The organism is Stenotrophomonas sp. INTA L402-1 (assembly GCF_059295135.1).
In genome coordinates this window covers 1-18,933 of record NZ_JCAFWP010000024.1, presented here as the reverse complement: position 1 = coordinate 18,933, position 18,933 = coordinate 1, and the positions used below count along the sequence as shown (strand labels likewise).

At 63.5% G+C, this 18,933-nt stretch carries 21 protein-coding genes and 1 tRNA gene; 12 read left to right on the top strand and 10 right to left on the bottom strand.

Annotated features, from left to right (window positions below; all coding sequences use genetic code 11):
- Positions 1–41: 41 nt before the first annotated feature.
- Genes AC5O77_RS14210 through AC5O77_RS14195 form a run of 4 tightly spaced genes read left to right on the top strand, consistent with a single transcriptional unit; the run spans position 42 to position 4,408 of the window.
- Positions 42–995: an AAA family ATPase gene (locus AC5O77_RS14210; RefSeq protein WP_478058231.1), complete on the top strand. Its 954-nt coding sequence runs from the start codon at positions 42–44 to the stop codon at positions 993–995.
- 23 nt (positions 996–1,018) lie between these two features.
- Entirely contained in the window at positions 1,019–1,942 is a 924-nt protein-coding gene (locus AC5O77_RS14205; protein WP_478058230.1) for a DUF58 domain-containing protein, read from the top strand.
- Positions 1,935–3,884: a transglutaminase TgpA family protein gene (locus tag AC5O77_RS14200; protein ID WP_478058229.1), complete on the top strand. Its 1,950-nt coding sequence runs from the start codon at positions 1,935–1,937 to the stop codon at positions 3,882–3,884. Before AC5O77_RS14205 ends, AC5O77_RS14200 begins: the two co-directional genes overlap by 8 nt.
- The gene (locus AC5O77_RS14195; RefSeq protein WP_032127773.1) at positions 3,881–4,408 is read left to right on the top strand and encodes a Slp family lipoprotein; all 528 of its coding nucleotides are present in this window, start codon (positions 3,881–3,883) and stop codon (positions 4,406–4,408) included. Before AC5O77_RS14200 ends, AC5O77_RS14195 begins: the two co-directional genes overlap by 4 nt.
- 98 nt (positions 4,409–4,506) lie before the next feature.
- Here AC5O77_RS14195 and AC5O77_RS14190 read toward each other — a convergent pair whose 3' ends face one another.
- From AC5O77_RS14190 to dnaX, 4 genes are all read right to left on the bottom strand, one after another.
- Positions 4,507–4,866: a histidine triad nucleotide-binding protein gene (locus tag AC5O77_RS14190; protein ID WP_014646179.1), complete on the bottom strand. Its 360-nt coding sequence runs from the start codon at positions 4,864–4,866 to the stop codon at positions 4,507–4,509.
- 66 nt (positions 4,867–4,932) lie between these two features.
- Positions 4,933–5,532, bottom strand: a complete 600-nt coding sequence (recR, locus tag AC5O77_RS14185) for a recombination mediator RecR (protein ID WP_032127775.1) — start codon at positions 5,530–5,532, stop codon at positions 4,933–4,935.
- 141 nt (positions 5,533–5,673) lie between these two features.
- The gene (locus tag AC5O77_RS14180) at positions 5,674–5,994 is read right to left on the bottom strand and encodes a YbaB/EbfC family nucleoid-associated protein (protein ID WP_004154630.1); all 321 of its coding nucleotides are present in this window, start codon (positions 5,992–5,994) and stop codon (positions 5,674–5,676) included.
- Between the two features lie 6 nt (positions 5,995–6,000).
- The gene (dnaX, locus tag AC5O77_RS14175; RefSeq protein WP_478058228.1) at positions 6,001–8,037 is read right to left on the bottom strand and encodes a DNA polymerase III subunit gamma/tau; all 2,037 of its coding nucleotides are present in this window, start codon (positions 8,035–8,037) and stop codon (positions 6,001–6,003) included.
- A 162-nt stretch (positions 8,038–8,199) separates the two neighbouring features.
- Here dnaX and AC5O77_RS14170 point away from each other — a divergent pair.
- Positions 8,200–8,292, top strand: a tRNA-Ser gene (locus AC5O77_RS14170).
- A gap of 84 nt (positions 8,293–8,376) precedes the next feature.
- Positions 8,377–9,906 carry a DUF6538 domain-containing protein gene (locus AC5O77_RS14165; protein ID WP_494506920.1) on the top strand — a complete coding sequence of 510 codons (1,530 nt, stop codon included), beginning with the start codon at positions 8,377–8,379 and terminating at the stop codon, positions 9,904–9,906.
- A 530-nt stretch (positions 9,907–10,436) separates the two neighbouring features.
- Here AC5O77_RS14165 and AC5O77_RS14160 read toward each other — a convergent pair.
- The gene (locus tag AC5O77_RS14160; RefSeq protein ID WP_478058225.1) at positions 10,437–10,802 is read right to left on the bottom strand and encodes a conjugal transfer protein TraD; all 366 of its coding nucleotides are present in this window, start codon (positions 10,800–10,802) and stop codon (positions 10,437–10,439) included.
- Between the two features lie 386 nt (positions 10,803–11,188).
- Between AC5O77_RS14160 and mobQ the strand changes: the two genes are divergently transcribed.
- Positions 11,189–12,886 carry a MobQ family relaxase gene (gene mobQ / locus AC5O77_RS14155; RefSeq protein WP_478058224.1) on the top strand — a complete coding sequence of 566 codons (1,698 nt, stop codon included), beginning with the start codon at positions 11,189–11,191 and terminating at the stop codon, positions 12,884–12,886.
- 45 nt (positions 12,887–12,931) lie between these two features.
- On the opposite strand, the gene AC5O77_RS14150 is transcribed toward mobQ, so the two are convergent.
- Both AC5O77_RS14150 and AC5O77_RS14145 read right to left on the bottom strand, forming a co-directional pair.
- On the bottom strand, positions 12,932–13,177 hold the full coding sequence (locus tag AC5O77_RS14150) for a hypothetical protein (protein ID WP_494506919.1): 246 nt from the start codon (positions 13,175–13,177) through the stop codon (positions 12,932–12,934).
- Between the two features lie 104 nt (positions 13,178–13,281).
- The gene (locus AC5O77_RS14145; protein ID WP_494506918.1) at positions 13,282–13,605 is read right to left on the bottom strand and encodes a helix-turn-helix domain-containing protein; all 324 of its coding nucleotides are present in this window, start codon (positions 13,603–13,605) and stop codon (positions 13,282–13,284) included.
- A 109-nt stretch (positions 13,606–13,714) separates the two neighbouring features.
- Here AC5O77_RS14145 and AC5O77_RS14140 point away from each other — a divergent pair, with 109 nt between their 5' ends.
- The 3 genes from AC5O77_RS14140 (at position 13,715) to AC5O77_RS14130 (ending at position 14,883) form a co-directional block, all read left to right on the top strand.
- Positions 13,715–14,038: a hypothetical protein gene (locus AC5O77_RS14140; RefSeq protein ID WP_478058221.1), complete on the top strand. Its 324-nt coding sequence runs from the start codon at positions 13,715–13,717 to the stop codon at positions 14,036–14,038.
- Between the two features lie 4 nt (positions 14,039–14,042).
- Positions 14,043–14,504, top strand: a complete 462-nt coding sequence (locus tag AC5O77_RS14135; protein ID WP_478058220.1) for a hypothetical protein — start codon at positions 14,043–14,045, stop codon at positions 14,502–14,504.
- Positions 14,505–14,592: 88 nt separating this feature from the next.
- Positions 14,593–14,883: a hypothetical protein gene (locus AC5O77_RS14130; RefSeq protein ID WP_478058219.1), complete on the top strand. Its 291-nt coding sequence runs from the start codon at positions 14,593–14,595 to the stop codon at positions 14,881–14,883.
- 144 nt (positions 14,884–15,027) lie between these two features.
- On the opposite strand, the gene AC5O77_RS14125 is transcribed toward AC5O77_RS14130, so the two are convergent.
- The gene (locus AC5O77_RS14125) at positions 15,028–16,473 is read right to left on the bottom strand and encodes an ATP-dependent nuclease (protein WP_478058218.1); all 1,446 of its coding nucleotides are present in this window, start codon (positions 16,471–16,473) and stop codon (positions 15,028–15,030) included.
- Positions 16,474–17,452: 979 nt separating this feature from the next.
- Here AC5O77_RS14125 and AC5O77_RS14120 point away from each other — a divergent pair.
- Positions 17,453–17,641, top strand: a complete 189-nt coding sequence (locus tag AC5O77_RS14120; RefSeq protein WP_478058217.1) for a hypothetical protein — start codon at positions 17,453–17,455, stop codon at positions 17,639–17,641.
- A gap of 281 nt (positions 17,642–17,922) precedes the next feature.
- On the opposite strand, the gene AC5O77_RS14115 is transcribed toward AC5O77_RS14120, so the two are convergent.
- The gene (locus AC5O77_RS14115; protein WP_478058216.1) at positions 17,923–18,528 is read right to left on the bottom strand and encodes a hypothetical protein; all 606 of its coding nucleotides are present in this window, start codon (positions 18,526–18,528) and stop codon (positions 17,923–17,925) included.
- Positions 18,528–18,818, bottom strand: a complete 291-nt coding sequence (locus AC5O77_RS14110; protein WP_494506917.1) for a hypothetical protein — start codon at positions 18,816–18,818, stop codon at positions 18,528–18,530. The genes AC5O77_RS14115 and AC5O77_RS14110 overlap by 1 nt, the downstream gene beginning before the upstream one ends.
- Positions 18,819–18,860: 42 nt before the next feature.
- On the opposite strand from AC5O77_RS14110, the gene AC5O77_RS14105 reads away from it, so the two are divergent.
- Positions 18,861–18,933 (top strand): transposase (locus AC5O77_RS14105; protein ID WP_494506921.1); only part of this gene is annotated, 73 nt, incomplete at its 3' end.

Sequence of the window (18,933 nt, the reverse complement as noted above, 5' to 3'; positions counted from 1 at the left end):
GCTCTATGGATAATCGAGTGGATTCCAGATCTGAGACGATCATGCCAGCTTCGTCCCCCAACCCCAGCATGCTAACCGATCAATTGCGTCAGGCCCTGCGGGAGGCACAGGATCAGGTGAACGCACTGGTACTGGGCAAGGTGCCGGAAGTCAGGCTGGCGTTCGTCGCATTGCTGTCCGGCGGTCACCTGCTGATCGAAGATCTGCCCGGCCTGGGCAAGACCACGCTGGCGCATGCGCTGGCCAGCAGCCTCGGCCTCAGCTTCCAGCGCGTGCAGTTCACCTCCGATCTGTTGCCCGCCGATGTGCTGGGCGTCTCGGTGTATGAAGCCGGCAGCCGGCAGTTCCAGTTCCACCCCGGCCCGGTGTTCACCCACGTACTGCTGGCCGACGAGATCAACCGCGCACCACCGCGCACGCAGAGCGCGTTGCTGGAAGCGATGGCCGAGCAACAGGTCACCCTGGATGGGCAGACCCATGCCCTGCCCGATCCTTTCTTCGTGATCGCTACGCAGAACCCGGTGGATCTGTCCGGCACGTTCCCGCTGCCGGATTCGCAGCTGGACCGCTTCCTGCTGCGACTGGCGATGGGTTACCCCAGCGCGCAGGCCGAGCGCGAGCTGCTGCGCGGCACCGATCGCCGCGACCTGATCGCGCGTGCCGTACCGAAACTGGATGACACCCAGGTGCGCGCGCTGCGCGACGCAGTGAACCAGGTGCATGCCAGCGACGCGCTGATCGACTATGTGCAGGCGCTGCTGACCCGCAGCCGCCAGCATGCCGGTGTGCGCGTGGGCCTGTCGCCACGTGCGGGCCTGGCGCTGCTGCGCGCGGCCAAGGCACATGCACTGCTGCTGGGGCGCGGCCATGTGGTGCCCGAAGACGTGCAGACCCTGTTCGTGGCGGTGGCCGGTCACCGACTGGTGGCGGAAGCCGAATCCAGTTCGGGTCCGGCACTGGCGCGCGCGATCCTGCAGACCGTCGCGGTGGACTGAGCGTGGCCACACGCTGGGCACGCATGCAGCTGCTAGCTCGGCCACGCAGGCCCGAAGCCTTGCCGAGGCGGCTGGACCGCCATCGCATCTATGTGCTGCCCACCCGCTTCGGCCTGTTCGTTGCCACCCTGCTGACGGCCATGCTGCTGGGCGCACTGAACTACAACAACAACCCGGCGCTGTTGCTGGCCCTGCTGCTCGCGGCAGCAGCAATCGCCAGTGCCATTGCCGCGCATCTCCAGTTGTCCGGCGTGCAGATCGATGTGATCTCCGCCGAGCCGGTAGCGGCCGGGCAACCGTTGCGTCTGCGCGTGGACCTCTCACTGCGTGACCCGCGTGCGCGGCACGGCCTTCATCTGCAGCTGGGTGACAGCAACGCCTGGACCTCGCTGCCTGCGCACGGCCGTGGCGAAGTGGAACTGGACGTTCCCAGCGAACGCCGTGGCTGGCTGGAACTGCCGCGCATCCGACTGTCCACCACCCAGCCGCTGGGCCTGGTGCGGGCGTGGTCCTGGGTGTGGCCGGAACAGCCGCTGCTGGTCTACCCGCTGGCCGAAGCCGTGGCGCCTGCACTGCCGGAGAGCGGCAGCGATCCGCTGCACACCCGCGCCCATGCCAGCGGCGAGGAACTGCATCAGCTGCGCCCCTACCGGGCCGGCGATGCGCCGCGCAGCATTTCCTGGAAGCACTCGGCTCGCCGCGACAGCCTGCTGGTGCGCGAGTACGAAAAGCCGGTCGGCATCGAAGTGATCCTCGACTGGCGCGCATTGGCGCCGTTGGGCCATGAAGCACGCATCGCTCGATTGGCGCGCTGGGTGGATGTGGCCGAGCGCGAGGGCCGCCGCTACACCCTGCTGCTGCCTGCACACCCGCCGTTCGGGCCCGGTCAGGGCGCCAGCCACCATCACCTGTGCCTGCGCGCGCTGGCGCTGATGCCGCATGACTGAGACCCCCGCCCTGCTCGATCGCAATGCCCGCAACTGGACCCTGGCCAGCGCGGCGCTGGCCTTGTTGCCGTTGCTGCTGCAGCTGCCGCCACTGCTGGCTGGTGTGATCGCGCTGGCGGCGATCATCACCGCCGCCCTGTCGTGGCGGACAGTGTTGCCGATGCCGGTACGCCTGCTGCTGGTGCTGGGCATGCTCGGCGCCATCGTCTGGCAGATGGGCATGGTGCGCCCCGGGCGCGATACCGGTTGCGCACTGCTGGCCGCGATGCTGGCGATCAAGTCCAGCGAGCTGCGCAGCCTGCGTGATGCCCGCAGCCTGCTCGGCTTCGCGCTGTTCTCGCCCTTTGCAGCATTCCTGCTCGACCAGGGGCCGCTGACAACCGCGCTGGCCGCGCTGGCCGGGGGCAGCGCACTGATCGCGCTGCAACGCCTGGCCCAGGATGAAGGTCATGCCGGCCGCCTGCCACTGCGCGGGCAGCTGCATGGTGTCGGCCGCCTGTTGGCGATCGGCCTGCCGCTGGCATTGGCCTGCTTCTGGCTGTTCCCGCGCCTGGCCACACCACTGTGGGGTGTTCCCGAGCGCGCCGTGGGTACACCGGGGTTGTCCGACAGCATGGAGCCCGGCCAGTGGTTGGACCTGATGGCCGACGACAGCCCGGCGCTGCGCGTGCAGTTCTTCGGCACTCCACCCGAGCCGGCGCAGCGTTACTGGCGCGGCCCTGTACTGACAGCCTTCGATGGACGGCGCTGGACACGCGACCGCGCCAGCGCGCGGCGGCCTGCTGCGGTGGTTGAAGCAAGTACACAGGGCTGGGATTACCAGATCGACTACGAGCCGACCGACCGCCGCCAGCTGGTGGCGCTGGACCTGCCCAGCCGCGCGCCTGCAGGCAGCATGCTGGATGCGGACATGAGCCTGAGCAGCGAACGCCCGCTGGCCTCGCTCAGCCGCTGGCGGTTGCATTCGGCCCCTCCCCTGCGTTTCGACAGCACGCTGTCGCCCTATCTGCGCCGGTCGACGCTGCAGCTGCCGACCGGCTTCAACCCGCGAACCGCCACGTTGGCGCAGCAATGGCGACAGGAGGCTGGCAGCGATGACGAGGCCATCGTGCGCCGCGCGCTGCAGTGGATCACCACCGACTTCTCGTACACGCTGGACACCCCTGCGGCGGGACGCGACCCGATCGACGAGTTCCTGTTCGGCTACAAGGCCGGCTTCTGTGAACACTTCAGCTCGGCCTTCGTGGTGCTGATGCGCAACGCCGGCGTCCCGGCGCGGGTGGTGACCGGTTTCGCCGGCGGCACCCGCAACCGTATCGGCGACTACTGGGTAGTGCGGCGAATGGATGCCCACGCCTGGGCCGAGGTGTGGCTGCCGCAGCGCGGCTGGGTCCGGGTCGACCCGACCGCAGCCGTGGCACCGGAACGCATCCTGGACACACTGGATGACCGCCTGCAGGCCGGCACGGACACGCCACTGCAGCAGCGTTGGCTGCAGCTGGGCCAGATGGGCGACTGGCTGCGCCGCGGCTGGAACGACCTGGTGCTGTCTTTCGATGCGCGCCGCCAGCAACAGCTGCTCAAGCCGTTCGGGCTGGACGATCTGGGCCCCGGGCAGCTGGTCGCTGGCTTCGTGGTGGCCGCACTGCTGGCGCTGGCGTGGATGGCCTGGCTGCTGGCCCGTGGCGAGCGCGAACGCGACCCGCTGCTGCGCGCCTGGCACCGGCTCGGACGGCGCTACGCCCGCCTCGGCCTGGCCCGTGAACCGCACGAAACCGCCCAGGACTGGGCACAGCGCGTACACCGGCAGCGTCCTGACCCGGCCCTGCTCGCGCTCAGCCAGCGTTTCGCTGATGCGCGTTACGCTGGAACTTGCACCGACCTCGCTTCATTATTGCGGGACCTGCGCAGGCATCGCCCGACTTCCGGAGCCTCCCCATGAACACCAAGTTCCTTCTCACCGCTGTGGCCACGCTGGCCCTGTCGGCCTGCGCCACGGCCCCCAAGCCGCTGCAGGGACAGTTCAGCCTGGTCTCCCCTCGCGATTCAGTCGCTACCCAGCAGGTCGGCACGCCGGTCCGTTGGGGCGGTCGCATCATCGAAACCAAGCCTGGCCAGGGCGAGACCTGCTTCCAGATCATCTCGCGCCCGCTCAATGGCAGTGGCCGCCCGAACACCACTTCGTCCGATGCCAGCGACGGTCGTTTCATCGCCTGCCGTGCCGGCTTCTACGACCCGGCGGTGTTCGAAGCCGGTCGTGACGTGACCTTCATCGGCAAGATCGACGGCTACCAGAACACCCGCATCGGCGAATACGACTACCGCCTGCCGAAGCTGTCGGCCGATGTGATCTACCTGTGGCCGGAACAGCGTCAGGTCGACGTGGTGCCCTACCCCTATGGCCCGTGGGGCCCGAGCCCGTATGGCCCGTACTGGGGCGGCTATGGTCGCTGGGGCTGGTGGTGATCGTCACCGCTCAGGCATGACGGAAAAGGCCGCCCTCGGGCGGCCTTTTTCATCCACGCCGGGATACGGTAGATCCACGCCATGCGTGGATAGGGGCTTCAACGCCCCGGGGTACCGAAGTGCCCCAGCGGCGCACCGGCCAGCAGGTGCATGTGGATATGGAACACGGTCTGCCCGGCATCCTCGCGGCAGTTCATCACGATGCGGTAGCCGTCCTGAGCAAAGCCCTCGCGGCGCGCATACTCGGCGGCAGCCAGCGCCAGCTTGCCGATCAGGTGCGCCTGCGACGGCTGCAGGTCATCCAGGGTCGGAATGATCTCGTTCTTCGGAATGAACAGCACGTGCACCGGCGCCTGCGGTGCGATGTCCTTGAAGCCCAGCACCTCGTCATCCTCGTAGACGATGGTGGCCGGGATCTCGCGACGGATGATCTTGCTGAAGAGGGTTTCGTTGCTCATGGTCGGCCTCGGCGGGGATGTCTCCCGCATTGTAGGCCGCCCGCGCCCGGCCATGCCGGCCGTTGCTCAATCGCGGAATTCGCTGCGCGTCCCGAACGCGTGCGACAGCGTGCCACGATCAACGTATTCCAGTTCGCCGCCCAGCGGCAGGCCCTGCGCCAGGCGGCTGGGCTGCACCTTGCGCGCGCGCGCCAGCTGCGCCAGGTAATGCGCGGTGGCCTCCCCCTCCACAGTGGCGCTGGTGGCGATGATCAGCTCCTGCACCTCGCCTTCGGCCAGCCGCCGCTCCAGCTGCTCCAGGCCCAGCTCGCGCGGGCCGATGCCATCGAGCGGCGACAGCCGCCCCTGCAGCACGAAGTAGACACCGCGGAAGCCGGTGGCGTTCTCGATGGCCAAGCGGTCGGCCGGTGATTCGACCACGCACAGCTGGCTGCGCTCGCGGCTGCTGTTGGCACAGGTCGGGCACAACTCGGTTTCGCTGAAATCGCGGCATTGCGCGCAGTGGCCAATGCGCTCCACCGCCAGCGCCAGGGTTTCGGCCAGGCGCTGGCCACCTTCGCGCTCGCGCTCGAGCAGGTGGTAGGCCATGCGCTGCGCCGTCTTCTGGCCCACGCCAGGCAGCACCCGCAGTGCGTCGATCAATTGTTCAAGCAGGGGTGCGGACACGGCGGCAGGCTTTCATTGCGTCGAGCAGGCTCGACGGCTGTTTGTAGAGTCGAGCCATGCTCGACTGAAGGTTGGAGCAGTCGAGCAAGCTCGACTCTACGGGATCCGTGGCACCCGGTTACACGGGTGCCACGCTGAAAATCAGAACGGCAGCTTCATGCCCGGCGGCAGCTGCATGCCGGCGGTGGCCGAACCCATCTTCGACTTCGACTCGGCATCGATCTTGTTCGAGGCATCGTTGAAGGCGGCGGCGATCAGGTCTTCCAGCATCTCCGGGTCGCTGGCCAGCGACGGGTCGATGCGCACCTTGCGGCATTCCTTGGCGCCGGTCAGGGTCACGCTGACCATGCCGCCACCGGCGCTGCCGGTCACTTCGATCTTGGCGATTTCTTCCTGGGCCTTCTGCAGGTTTTCCTGCATCTTCTGGGCCTGCTGCATCAGTTGGGCGATGTTGCCGCGCATAGTGTCTTACTCGTCAAAAGAACGGATGGAATCGGAAACAACCCGGGCGCCGTGCTGTTGGATCAGCACCTGCACTTCCGGATCGTCCATGAAAACAGCCTCTGCCACCTGCTGCCGCTCGCCACGCTGGCGATCGGCACGCTGGTGCAGGGTCTCGGCCGGAACGTGTTCGGTTTCCACGGTCTCGACCACGATCTTCGGCGCTTGGCCGAGGGCCTTCTCCAGCATCTCGCCCAGGGCGGCCAGCGCGCGCTCCGAGCGCAGATATTCAAATCCGGGCGAAAGACCCAGTTTCAAGGTCCCGTGCTGGCAACTGATGAAGGCGGCGTTGGCGGCCAACTGCCGCGACGGGCCGCTCAGGCCACTGTTGGCGACCAGATCCAGCCAATCCTCGGCGCTGGCCAGATCGCTGACACCTTCCTGCGGCACGGCATCACGTGCCGGGGCCGGCTCAGCCGGCGCGATGGCAATGCCTTCAGTGCGGAACGGGCGCTCGGGCGGCGCAGGCTCGCTGGGAGCCGCGACGGGAGCTGGCGGTTCATGCCAGGGCGCCACCATGGCGGCGTCCGGCCCAGCCATCTCGGCCGCCAGCGCCTCGTCACGCGCCTCGGCTTCGTCGGTGGCCCACGGCGGCAGGTCGTCGCCCGCTTCGGCTTCAACGGATGCCGGTGCCGCTGCTTCGGCCTTCACCGGCGGCGGTGACACGGGCTCTTCCACCGGAACCGGCTCGGGCTCCGGGGTCGGGTCCGGTTCGGGTCGTGGGGCCGGCTCAGGTTCGGGTTCAGGTTCGCGCGGCGCGGCCTGCGCCGGAGCGGCCACCTGCGCTATTACGGCCGGGCTTGCCGAAGTGGCGGCAGCAACCGGTGTCGCTTCGTGGGTACCCGTACCGCTGCCACCACCGGCAGCATTGCCACCCGGCGCATTGCCTGCACCGTCCACCGACTTCGGCACCGGCGGGACCGCCGCGGCCGGGCGGAACGCCAGCATGCGCAGCACAGCCATTTCAAAGCCCGCGCGCGGGCTAGGCGCCAGCGGCAGGTCACGACGGCCGTTCAAGGCCATCTGATACCAGAGCTGCACCACTTCCGGACGCAGGCGTTCGGCGAACACCGTCGCATCCAGGCCTTCGGCAGCCGCTGCGGCACCCGGTACCAGCTGCTGCACCTGGATGCGATGCAGGCCTTCGGCAAGCGCTTCCAGTACGCCGCTCCAGTCCGGCGAGAACTCCGCCAGCGCAGCCACCACCTGCAACAGGCGCGGACCATCGCCTTCGGCCAGCGCATCGAGCATCGCTGCCACCTGGGTGCGGTCGACCGTGCCCAGCATGGTGCGCACCACGTCCTCGCGCAGCGCGCCGCCGGCGTAGGCGATCGCCTGATCCAGCAGCGATAGGCCGTCACGCAGGCTGCCGTCGGCGGCCTTGGCCAGCTGCACGATGGCGCTGCCGTCGGCCTCGATTTCCTCAGCCGCCAGGATGCGGGTCATCTGGCCCTGGATCTGATCCTCGTCCAGGCGCTTGAGGTTGAACTGCAGGCAGCGGCTGAGCACGGTGACCGGCAGCTTCTGCGGGTCGGTGGTGGCCAGCAGGAACTTCACGTGCTCCGGCGGCTCTTCCAGCGTCTTCAGCAGCGCGTTGAACGCCGCCTTGGACAGCATGTGCACTTCGTCGATCAGGTAGACCTTGTACTTGCCACGCGAGGGCATGTACTGCGCGTTCTCGATCACCTCGCGCACGTCATCCACACCGGTGTTGGACGCGGCGTCGATTTCCAGCAGGTCGATGTAGCGGCCGGCATCGATGTCCAGGCAGGCCGCGCACTGGCCGCACGGGTCGGCGCTGGTGCCCTGCTCGCAGTTCAGCGACTTGGCGAAGATGCGCGCGATGGTGGTCTTGCCCACGCCGCGGGTACCGGTGAACAGGAACGCATGGTGGACCCGGCCGCTGTCCAGCGCGTTGCTGAGCGCACGGACCACGTGTTCCTGGCCCACCAGCTCGGCAAAACGCTTCGGACGCCACTTGCGGGCAAGGACGAGATAGGACATCAGGCCACCGTTTTCCATCGGATGTTCCATTGTGCCATGCCTGTCCAGCCCCCTCGCCTCCGGCACGTCCTTCGCAGGTTCCTGACTGGGGTGCTTGTGAAGTGTCGCGCAGCCCGCTAGAATCTGCGCCCCTGCTGAGGCGTTTGCCGATGGCAGGGATCCGGAGAGGTGTCCGAGTGGTTGAAGGAGCACGCCTGGAAAGTGTGTAAGCGTCTAAACCGCGCTTCGGGGGTTCGAATCCCCCTCTCTCCGCCAGCATTACATAAGCCCCTGTTTTTACAGGGGCTTTTTTGTTGGAGGAGAAATCGCAGGCAGGGCACAAATCGGGGCACAACTCCGATGGCACTTCCTCACTACCTAATGCAGGCCGCCTCCGGCCGTTACGTCTTTCGCATTCGCGTTCCTTCCCCTTTGAGGACCAAGGTGGGGCGGGCCTTCCTGAAACGCTCACTCGGCATGGATCTGCTGCCCGCTCGGGTAGCAGCGTTGGCCCTATCCGCCCGCTATGCTGCGGCTTTCACCGCCATGCAGGAAATGGGGATGAGCAAGGAAGACGTAGGGTCGCTGGTTGCACGACTGCGCAAGGGCCGATTGCCAGAATTGACGTTGGAGCGCACGCAGCTCGCCGACGGCACCGTCGTCGAGCGCTGGCAAATGGACAATGACGATGACGTCCAGCTTTATCGTCAGGCCACCGCCCCACGCGGTCCGCAGGCCGAGTTGGCGGCGCTGTATGAAAAGGATCCACTCATGGCCATGCTGGACGGCTACGAGCCCCCGCCCCCCCATCCGGCACCGGCACCGGCGCATATGCCTTCTCCGCCCAGTCCCGTGGCGGAAGCCATTTCCGTAGCCAAGGCGCGCGACGCGTGGTTGAAAAGCCTTGAGGGATCCACCACGCCCAAGACCCTCACCATCAAAGGCACAGCCATCAACATGCTGGTGGATTACATCGGCAGCAGCCGTCAGGTGCACACCATCGGCCGGCCGGACATGGCTCGCTTTTATCAACACCTGCGCGACAAGGGCAACAGCACCCCCTCCGTCTACAACAAACAGTCCTACCTCGGCGGCGTGGGCGGCTTCTTTGACTGGGCCACCAAGTCCGGCCACTACCCTGCCATGGACAACCCAGCCAAAGGCCACGTGCGTTACACGGCGAAGGAAAAACGCCAGCGGAAAAAACTGGGATTCCGGGCCTTCACCGTGCCCCAGATCCAGGCGCTTTTCGCCCGCGAGCAGTTCGCCCGGCTTTCCCCCGGCACACGCTGGGCTGCGCTGCTGGGCCTCTACACCGGCGGCAGAGCCGGTGAAGTTGGGCAACTGCTGCTGACGGACGTGGCGGAGGCCGACGGCGTGCCCGTCCTCCACGTGACCGACGAAGGCGAAAACCAGCGGCTTAAAAGCGAGGTTTCAAAAAGGGTGGTACCCATCCACGCCGACCTTGTGGCGTTGGGCTTCCTGGACTACGTGCAGCGGTTGCGGGATCGCGGCGATACCCGCCTGTTCCCCCAAGCGGCCACCAACGCCAAGAACGGTGCTGGGAACTGGATCAGCAAAGCGTTCGGCTATTACTTGGGTAAGCGATCGGCCGACTGGCCGAAAGCCAAGCGCGGCTTCCACTCGCTCCGAAAAACCGTTATTCAAGAGATGCAAACCGCTGGCGTTGCTTCAGAAATGCGGGCTCAGATCGTTGGACACGAGCTGGACGACGAGCATCACAACACTTACAGCCGAGCTTTCACGGCCGACGAAAAACTTCGTGGCGCGGGGAAATCGCCAGGCCTGTCCGTGGTGGCCTACAGCCTCGATCTGGAGCGGCTACGCGCCCTGCTGACCGAGATGCCGGGGAGCAGGATCAGCGAATGAACCAAACGCCGCGATCCGCTCCAACTTCCGTCTTTGCCACGCGCAACCGGTAGATGCACCGCTCCCGGCTCGCGGTATGGGACAAAAAAATGCCCATGCCGCGAACCGAGTGCAAGACGAAGGGCTCGGGGCGGTTCGTCATAGCCGCTGACGATGAGCAGGAATGGCTTTGGTGCCGTGGCAAGCAGAAACCGACGGAAGCGTCACATTCAAGGCACGAGCGCGGCTATAGGCCTGAAACAACCGGTCAAGCACCGGCGCGTAGGCATTTGCGTGCTGGGCCGCAGAGAGGCCTGATCCATTCGCAGCGTCAGGGTTGGCCCCTGCGTCCAGCAAGGCCTTGGCCGTAGTCAGAAACGCAGGATTGTGGACGCTGCTCGCACTGAAGGCATAAACAATGGCGACCGCCAGGAGCGGGGTATTCCCCAGTCTCCCGGCTTGGTTTGGATCGTTTCCGTCGGCTAGTAGAGTACACACCGTCACGGCATCGCCCATCGCGGCTGCATCATGGAGATCGTGGGAGCATGCGTTCATGACCGCGCCGCCTCTCGTGCAGCTGCGCGCGCTTCCAAGTGAGCAATGCCACGCTCACGCAGTTGGTGGCGCAACGTTGGACGCTCCCCCATTTTCTCGCCCACCAACAGCAACGCCCCGACGATTTCGGCCGGGTCCCAGCCATCGGCTTCAGCGGCGATGGTCAACCCACCCAGCACGATTTTTCGATGAGCATCCGCCGAGCGGAACAGCTTGGCGCGTTCCTTGGCTTTCTCCCGGGCCGCTTGGCGGGCCTCCCGTGCTTTCTGTTGCTTCTCGGCCACCATGAGCTTGGCATGCTCTTTGGCGGCCACGTCCAACAATTTCGATAGTTTTAGTTTTTGCCTTTCAACATCCGCCACAGCACACCTGCAACCAGCCCCTGATAAACCATGCAACCAGAAAATGGGCCGAAGGCAAGGGGGGGCAACGCCCCATTCCCAGGCGCGAGCGAGCAGCGAGCGCCGCTTTTGCTTTTGGCTAAAAAGTTGACAGTTTTTGCGTGCATGGGACGCTGGATACAGGGGCCAGCGAGCGCAGCGAGCAGCCCGGTTCTCCTGCGGTTTTCAGAGGGTGCGAAGCGCCCGAAGAAAACGACAAGAGCGCGGTTATGCAAACTCCTTCGGAGTTTGCCCGCGGTCAGGGGCTTCGCCCCCGACACCCCGCGAGCGCTACGCACTCGCTGCCCCCTTCCGCCGGACGCCCCCACAGGTGGGGACTGGCGGGCCTTCCAAAGCATGGGGACCGTGTGGCCATTTACCGTTGCGAAATCAAGACCGTCAGCCGAAGCCAGGGCGCCAGCGCCGTGGCCGGCGCGGCCTATCGCGCGGGCTTGGATCTCACCGACCAGCGCACCGGCGAGCGCCACGACTACACCCGCAAAAACGGTGTGGTCGCCTTTGGCATTCTCGCCCCGGCCGGTTCCCCCGAGTGGGCCCACGATCCAGCCCAACTGTGGAACGCCGCCGAAGCCGCCGAGACGCGCAAGAACAGCGTGGTGGCGCGGGAGTTCCTGGTGTCGCTCCCGCACGAGCTGACGGACGACCAACGCGCCGACTTGGCACGCGACCTCACCGCCCACCTGGTGGGCCGGTTCGGCTTTGCGGCCATGTTCGCCATCCACGCGCCGGACAAGAGCGCCGACGCGCGCAACCACCACGTCCACATCTTGGCGACCACTCGCCGCATGGAGCCCACCGGGCTGGGCGCGAAAACCCGCGAGCTGGACGATCGCAAAACCGGTGCGGTGGAGGAAGTTCGCGCAAAGGTGGCCAGTACCATCAACCAGCACTTGGAGCGTGCGGGCTTCTCAGAGCGGGTGGACCACCGCAGCCTGTTGGACCAGCAGGTGGCGGCCGCCAACGCCGGAGACTTCGCCCGGGCCGCCGAGTTGGATCGCGCCCCGGAACCCAAGGTGGGCCGCACCGCGACCGCTGCCGCTCGTCGGGGCAAACGCAGCCCCCGTGCCGAACGTGTCCAGCGGGTGCGCATCGAGAACGCTCAGCACGCCCAAGCCCAGGCCGATCGCTTCCGCGAACTCAAAGCCCAAGCCGCCGCCGAGGGGCGGCTTCAGCACGTGGACGAGCAGGCATTGCATGCCCGTGCGCTTTTGGAACGCAGCGAGGCAGGCCGCGACCGCCTGGCTCAAGCCATCCCTGCTGTCCCAACCAAGGCCGCCATTCCGCCGCCTGCGAAGCGGCCGGTTTCCCACCTGCCTGGGGGATCCGCGCCCCGGCGGGCCACCCGGGCAAACGGTCATCGGACGAGAGGTTCAACGCCTCAACTGGCTCCACAAATCCACACGCGGGTGACGGGCAACGGCACCAAGGAAAGCGAGCAAGTGGCGCGCGTGGCCGACGCTTGGTTGGCGACCCTCGAAAAGGATCTGGCAGAGCTGCTGCGCACGGCCCTTGCCTGGGCGCAGGGCCACGCCGATCCGCTGCCCCGTGCTTTGGCCCGCGACTACCTCCAGGCCGAAGGCGAAGCCCAGGTCGCGACCGTGCTGCGGGACCAAACCGCCGCCGAGCTCAAACAGGCCCGGCGCGACCGGCACGACGCGCGCTACCACCGGGACAAGGGTCAGGCCGGCTTGAAGGGTGTCGGGAAAATGGCCGAGCGTATGGGCTGGACGCCCAAGTCCCTGCGTGACCTGCAAGACGTGGTCAAGCTCTCGGAAGAACAGGTGACGATGGCCAAGCAATCCGAGCTCGTCGCTATCGCCGCCAAGGAACAAGCCGCCCAGGAAGCCGAGCGCCAGCGCCAACGCCTGTTGCAAGCGTTCCACAAGGCGCACCCGACCGAGGACTTCCGGTTCCCGGACCAGTGGCCGCCGGTGGCGCCGCCGCCAACCATTGAGCAGTCACCAAGCAAACAGCCTGGGGCGGGCACCGGCTTTCTGCCTCCTCGGTTGGAGCCTCCGCGCTTCCGACGATCAGGACCGCGTTAAGAACGCGAGGCGCATTGTTGCCCAGGTGCCACGAACGTTAAAGCATCACGAGGTGCCAAGAATCTTCCATTTCACCAAGAAGTGAATTGCAAGAACAATGACTCCGAAAATGCTGATCAACGTTCGCCCTGTATTGGCGCCACGCGCGCCCGACGCCTTGATCGATTGATCATCTGGTAGCACTACCCCGACCAAGAGCAGAACAAATCCCACGACTCCAGCGAGATCATTTAGCTGCCTGCCGTAGAAGAGGAAATCGATCAGCTTTGTCAGCAATGCGAGGCCAATCATGATGGGAAGTATCTTCTTCAAAACGCTTCTCTACGGTAATTGGGCTTTAGGTGTGTAGACCTCCTGTGCACCGAAAGGCGGCAGGACGGACTTCTACTTTGGAGCTAACTTTTTCTTAGACGTTTGAGCGCTGTCGCCCGCTCATCTGGTGCCATCTTCGACAGCGTCAAGATGACCTCTGCGATGGCTTCGTCTTCGGCCACCAAGTAGGCCATCGGCACCCCAAGGACCTCGGCCAATTTGCCCAATCCATCCAGGTCGATGCCGCTGGTCTCGTTTTCGTAACGGTTGACCCGGCTGCTCGCCAGCTTCTTATCCAGCCCCATGAGCACCCCCAGCGCTCGCTGGCTGGCAATGTCACGCAGCGCCCGTGCTTGTTTCAGGCGAGCCGCGAAGAGGCTGCGGGGCGATGGTGGAGCCTTGGGCACGTGGACACAGCTTGATGGATTGGTCCTGAAGCATGACTTCTCGCAGCGTTTTGTGGCAGAGTCTTCATGAAATGTAGCACTCAAACGTCACCCAACCACAGAGGGTTTCATGAAGATCGTCCGCAACATGCTCTTTTCCGCCATCGCTGCATTGGGCCTGGCCGCCTGTGCCAGCAATCAACCATCCGTCGAAGAAGCCCAAGCTGCCATCGGGGCCACTTTCACTCAGGTTTCCAGCGGATCGATGACGGTGACCGGTTATCGAGACTTCAAGCTTTCGGATTGCCGAGACGCCGCCCCCTCCGAGGGGGTCATCTGTCACCTCGGCGGAGAGGTGGTCCTCAATGTGTCAGGCGCCGAACTGGTGCGCCCCATCGTGGAGCCCGTTCGGTTCGCCAAGGCCAACGGCACTTGGACCGCCCACAGGCCCTGACCGCATGAACTCCTACGCGAACGCGGGTTGCGCGTCCGTTCTTCTCGGTGGAGCCGGCCTCGTCTTCATCGGCGGCGGGTTTGAAATGATCCGGAACGGTAGCCACTTCGGCTGGCTGGCTGTTCTGGGGGGCCTAGGGGTGTGGTTGCTGCTGGCCTTCCTCTTCTGGATCACCCACCGAGCCATCCGACGACGGGCATGGATCAACCGCCAGCCCTTCCCCCATTACGCAGAACAAAGCCTCCCGCGCGGAGGCTTCTGGCGGGGCTTCCTTTGGACTTGGGCCGGTGTCATCGCCCTCAACATGCTGGCGTTCCTGGTCAGTGGGTTCGCTGATGTGTTTCCCGATGCAGACCACGTGAGAGGCCTGGCGGCACTTGTGAGCATGACGCTGGCTCCTGCGCACGTCGTGCTGCCCATACTAGGTGGTGCTGCGTTCTTCCTTGTGCGCTCAACATCTGCCTAGAACGCTGGACTTGAAACTCACATCGGCAACCTGATCTATACCGGGCGCGAACTATTCTGGCGCACCTAACCATGACAGGGGGACAAGCATGACTAAATTCTGCGTTACAGCCGTGAGACGTGAAAATCTGGATGATGACCGGGTTTCGGAGCTTCTTATCTGGAAATACTATTTTAATGAAGATAGGAATGAATGGCGATGGAAGCCGCTAGGCGCCAAAAAATCCGGAGAAGTCGTGAAGCTCCTGATCGAAGGACACGACGTATTCTCCGGAACACTGAATGAAAGCAAAATAAAACTTGGCGAAAAAATTGAATTCATACTTCGCATCGCTCAAAACGAAAAGGGATTCAATATCACCGAAATGCCGGAATTCTAGATTCATAAACATCTAGAATTGAGCCCCGGAATCGAGACCTCTCCGGGGCTTCCCCTCCATGCATAGAAATCACCCCTTAGGGCCGCGGCACCAGTAGAGATAATTCAGCGCCTACACAAAGGAATGATTGATGCGTAACTCAAATCAGTGCGGAAGGATGTCCTTGATCGCCTTGACAATCTGGTCACGAACAACATCCGAGAGGCAATTCCTACACCATTCCGTCGCCATGGTTTCCCATACGTTGGTCTTGCTTTTCAGTATTTTGTCACCAACAAGTTCGGGCCACGCATGGAAATGCGGGTTAAGCATAGCGTCTTCAAGATAGGCATGGAGGCTTCCTGCACCAATTCCAAAGCGCTCATGTAGAAGGCCCCAATTTTTATCGCGCAAACCCTCAAAGACCACTTGCTCTGGCGCCTTCTCACCAGGGAGCTTCACACACCCAGGCCTCAACTCTTGATCTCCGTCGAGAATCCCCAGACCTGGCTGCGGCAACTTGCCCTCCGAAGCCAATTTGCCCATCATGGTAACTACATTTGCAGGGCCGACAGCAGAAATCTTAATATGGGAAAGAAGGTCGCCACCTTCCACGTGTGATGCGACAATCTCTCTGACCCAGATTTCTGCGAATCCGTCCTCAACGTAGATGAAGGCTTCCGGGTGCGCGACGTCGTCAAGCTTAGTCAAAGAGAACTCCGGGCTAGCCCCATAGACCACGCTTGGTCCAGCCGGAGTGGGCAGAAGCAAAATACGTGCTTCAGGCGGCAACTCTTCCAGTATGTAGGGACTATGGGTTGATACAATCACTTGTGCGCGCCTCAGGCGACTCAGCTCAATAAGGAAGTTAATTAACCTGCGCTGCGCTTTGGGATGAAGGGACGCCTCCACCTCATCAACTATGATGAGAGAGTTCTGAGGAACCTCTTGGAGAGCCCTCATCAAGTCTAACGATGTATCTTCGCCCGCGCCTTGATGGAACTGAGAAATTTCTCCAAATTCCCGCCTCAGCAGACCAACTGCGCGCTTCTCATTGACGTCAGGTGTAGCGAAACGTGCCCCCTGATACTCCCGCCCCAAAATGTAGGATAGCTTCCCGCGATATTCCTCTGTTAGTTCCTCTGTCGCTATCTCGCCGGCAGCGAGTCGAGCCACCTTTGCGTAGCCGGCAGTTGCGTCAAGCGGCAGCGTCCTTGCCACGTCGAACCAATATATGCGACGCGAGTAACGCTTTTCAGGAAAGCTCCAGCGCTTAGTCGGCTTCCTAATTTTGAAGCCTACGGTGTTCTCTCCCAGCTTAATTGCATAGCCCAACTCAACATCACTTAGGGTATCCCAGTGTGTATCCAAGAAGAAGTCAGACGGATAGTATCCAGAGACTTTTGTTTTCTCGTAGGCGGCCGCAGCAACTTTTAGGACGGTGCTTTTACCCGCTCCATTTTCCCCAACAATCGCTGCTACTGGAAATTTGAAATGAACGGACTGCCCTTGCCAACCTCGCAGCCCCTTGATATCGACACGATCCAAAAATTGAGGCCATAGACCTCCTTGAAATTGCTCTCGAATGCGCTGAATTTCTCCGTAATTCATTGAGTGCTCCTTTGGATGCTTCGTGGATTGATGCACAACACGACACCCGTTTGCAAATGAAAACGCCCTAGGCTTGACAAAGCCCCAGGGCGCTCTACCTTGAATTCATGGCCCCCGGGTTGGACGACCCGGAGGCGAGCAAGGTAGTGACAGCTACGACATGCCCAGGCACTGGCCCCTTGAGGTCAAGGTAACAAGCCCCGGCCATCTGGCAAGCCCTTCCTGTTCGCCCTCCCTTCGCTCCACCCGGACGGCCTGCGTGATCAGCACTAGGCGGGGGTGGTTCGTAGCCATCAAACGGTTCTGCTGATCAGCCCACCATTGGGCAAACGCGCGGCAACCGAGGACTGCGGGCAAGGAGTAAAGCACCCGTGTAACTTGGGTCTACGTGAGACCGTAGGCGAACGCTGGCTCAGCCGCAGCCCGAGAGAGACGCCTACAGCAGACCGTGGGCGGCGTGGACCGGGGCAGCAGCGGCGACGCTGTGAACCACGCTGGGCCGTCATGGGGTCGTTTCCCGCCGGCACACCCGCAGCCGCAAGGCACTTCAACCGCGGGCCGACCATCTCGTTATTCCTGGCCCTCACGGGTGGGGGGCTCGTGCCCAAGCGACCCGCAAAACGGTTTGCCCGCCCAAAACGCCAAGCGTTTTGAACAGGCAAACCCAAGGCCGAGGCCGACGCCTCCGGCGACGGTCCTCGGCAGCCGGGGGGTCGCAGGGGGGCGCGCTGCCAGCGCCCCCCCGTTGTTCAAGGCCGCCGTTGGCGCCTTTCGCGGCCGAGGGGTCACTACCAGGAAAACACGCGCACGGGCTTCGTCGCTGGGCGGGCTGCGCTCGGGTTCAAGAGCAAAACCACGGGCGGCTGCGCCGCCCTTCTGGCCTCGCTACCGCTCGGCTACCCTTGGAGGGGAAAGGCAAGAGGCGGCGCAGGAGCGCCGCCGGGCTTGCGCACCGGCGAAAACGCGTTAAACACTGGGGATGGACAAACTCACTCGCTTTGCAGTGGAACGCGCTGCCGACAAGCTGCTGAAAGCCGCCGGTTACGACACAAGTGGCAAAAGCCTCCGCCGAACCATGAAGAAAAAGCGCAAATCCGCCAATGCAGCTAAGGAAGGTAAGAAAACGGGGAAGATGCGCGGCAGCCTTGCCCGCCGATCAATGGGTTGACAACGCGTTGTGCTGTTTTAAGTTGGGAGCGTCAGCCGGGTGTTCACCGCCCTACGGGTGGCTTAGAAAGAGCTGCTTTTCCCGCCGACATACCGAGGCCCCTGCATTCGCAGGGGCCTCGCTTTCCAACCGTTGCAGTAGCTGCCCAACGCAGCCACCGGCTACAATGTCCGGGGCACAATACAGGGCACACCCCCGGCGCTTCACTCCAGTGCACCTCAAATTGCGCTCTGTCGGACTTGCAGGCGTGCGGCCCGCGTTTGCCCGACCCGACCTGGCTGTCATTGGCCGTTCAAAATCCTCAAGAACGGAACTGCAAAGCCTTCAAAGTAATCTCGATGATCCTGCAAGAACTCTTCAGCGAACAACCTCGCTTCTTCCTTACGGCCCATCAGATGCAGGCAAGATGCCACCCGTTCCGGATAGGCACCGAGCATCGGCACGCGTTCTTGCAACAAGGGAAGTAGCCGCTCATAGGTGCCGATGGACAACGCATACGACAAGCCGGCATCCGAATATAAACGCGCCAGCCGAGCCGCTTGCGCTGCAACATCAGTTTCCCGAGTAAAACGAAAAGCCTGCTCCTTGGGTGCCAGCTCTCCCATGTGAACCGCATAGGTGGATGTGCTTCGGCTGTATTTCCGCCCCTCAAGGGAGGTATAAAGTTTCATGATCGGCACCACATGAACGCCGACGAATGGATTGATATCGAGATACTCTCTTTCCAAGCCAGTATTGAGCCCAACCCAGCAATGGAAGCCATGTTCCATCGGCCAGTCCACATCCTGCATTCGATAGCGCGTAAATCCTTCCACCTCAAGCGCCTCATAGCACTTGAGTAGAACAGCCTTCCTGAAGGCCGCATCGCAATGTCCAGTAGCACTCATCAGCAACGCTTCACGTCATAGCACTTCATTTGCGTCGGCTTTCCTGGCTCAAGCCCCGCTTTTTCCGCGTTCGCTCCCCTAGGCGTCACCGGACGACCGGCATCGACATCAGCCTTGATAGCCTTTTGCCCCGAACTTAGTTGAGCACCACCGCTCTTTACTTCCACAACACCCTTATCCTTCGTCACGATGTCCGCCACGCTTCGTTGACCGGTAGATGCTTCCAGTGTAACGCGCTGCCCTGCCACCTTTTCACCAAGCGCTTGGGCTGGGTTCAGCCCCGTTTTCACGGACACTTACAAGAAGGCCGATTCAGGCCATGAGGAGTGTTCATGTCAAAGCGTAGGAAGTTCAGTGCCGAGTTCAAGCGCGGTGCGGTTGAGCAGGCGAGCCAGCCCGGCATCA

Coding starts and splice junctions, on each gene's coding strand:
- AC5O77_RS14150 (WP_494506919.1), bottom strand. CDS start 13,177: ATGATTGGCCTCGCATTGCTGACAAAGCTGATCGATTTCCTCTTCTAC.
- AC5O77_RS14205 (WP_478058230.1), top strand. CDS start 1,019: ATGCAGCTGCTAGCTCGGCCACGCAGGCCCGAAGCCTTGCCGAGGCGG.
- AC5O77_RS14200 (WP_478058229.1), top strand. CDS start 1,935: ATGACTGAGACCCCCGCCCTGCTCGATCGCAATGCCCGCAACTGGACC.
- AC5O77_RS14195 (WP_032127773.1), top strand. CDS start 3,881: ATGAACACCAAGTTCCTTCTCACCGCTGTGGCCACGCTGGCCCTGTCG.
- AC5O77_RS14210 (WP_478058231.1), top strand. CDS start 42: ATGCCAGCTTCGTCCCCCAACCCCAGCATGCTAACCGATCAATTGCGT.
- AC5O77_RS14140 (WP_478058221.1), top strand. CDS start 13,715: ATGAAGATCGTCCGCAACATGCTCTTTTCCGCCATCGCTGCATTGGGC.
- AC5O77_RS14165 (WP_494506920.1), top strand. CDS start 8,377: ATGGCACTTCCTCACTACCTAATGCAGGCCGCCTCCGGCCGTTACGTC.
- AC5O77_RS14120 (WP_478058217.1), top strand. CDS start 17,453: ATGGACAAACTCACTCGCTTTGCAGTGGAACGCGCTGCCGACAAGCTG.
- AC5O77_RS14130 (WP_478058219.1), top strand. CDS start 14,593: ATGACTAAATTCTGCGTTACAGCCGTGAGACGTGAAAATCTGGATGAT.
- AC5O77_RS14190 (WP_014646179.1), bottom strand. CDS start 4,866: ATGAGCAACGAAACCCTCTTCAGCAAGATCATCCGTCGCGAGATCCCG.
- AC5O77_RS14180 (WP_004154630.1), bottom strand. CDS start 5,994: ATGCGCGGCAACATCGCCCAACTGATGCAGCAGGCCCAGAAGATGCAG.
- AC5O77_RS14135 (WP_478058220.1), top strand. CDS start 14,043: ATGAACTCCTACGCGAACGCGGGTTGCGCGTCCGTTCTTCTCGGTGGA.
- AC5O77_RS14115 (WP_478058216.1), bottom strand. CDS start 18,528: ATGAGTGCTACTGGACATTGCGATGCGGCCTTCAGGAAGGCTGTTCTA.
- dnaX (WP_478058228.1), bottom strand. CDS start 8,037: ATGTCCTATCTCGTCCTTGCCCGCAAGTGGCGTCCGAAGCGTTTTGCC.
- AC5O77_RS14125 (WP_478058218.1), bottom strand. CDS start 16,473: ATGAATTACGGAGAAATTCAGCGCATTCGAGAGCAATTTCAAGGAGGT.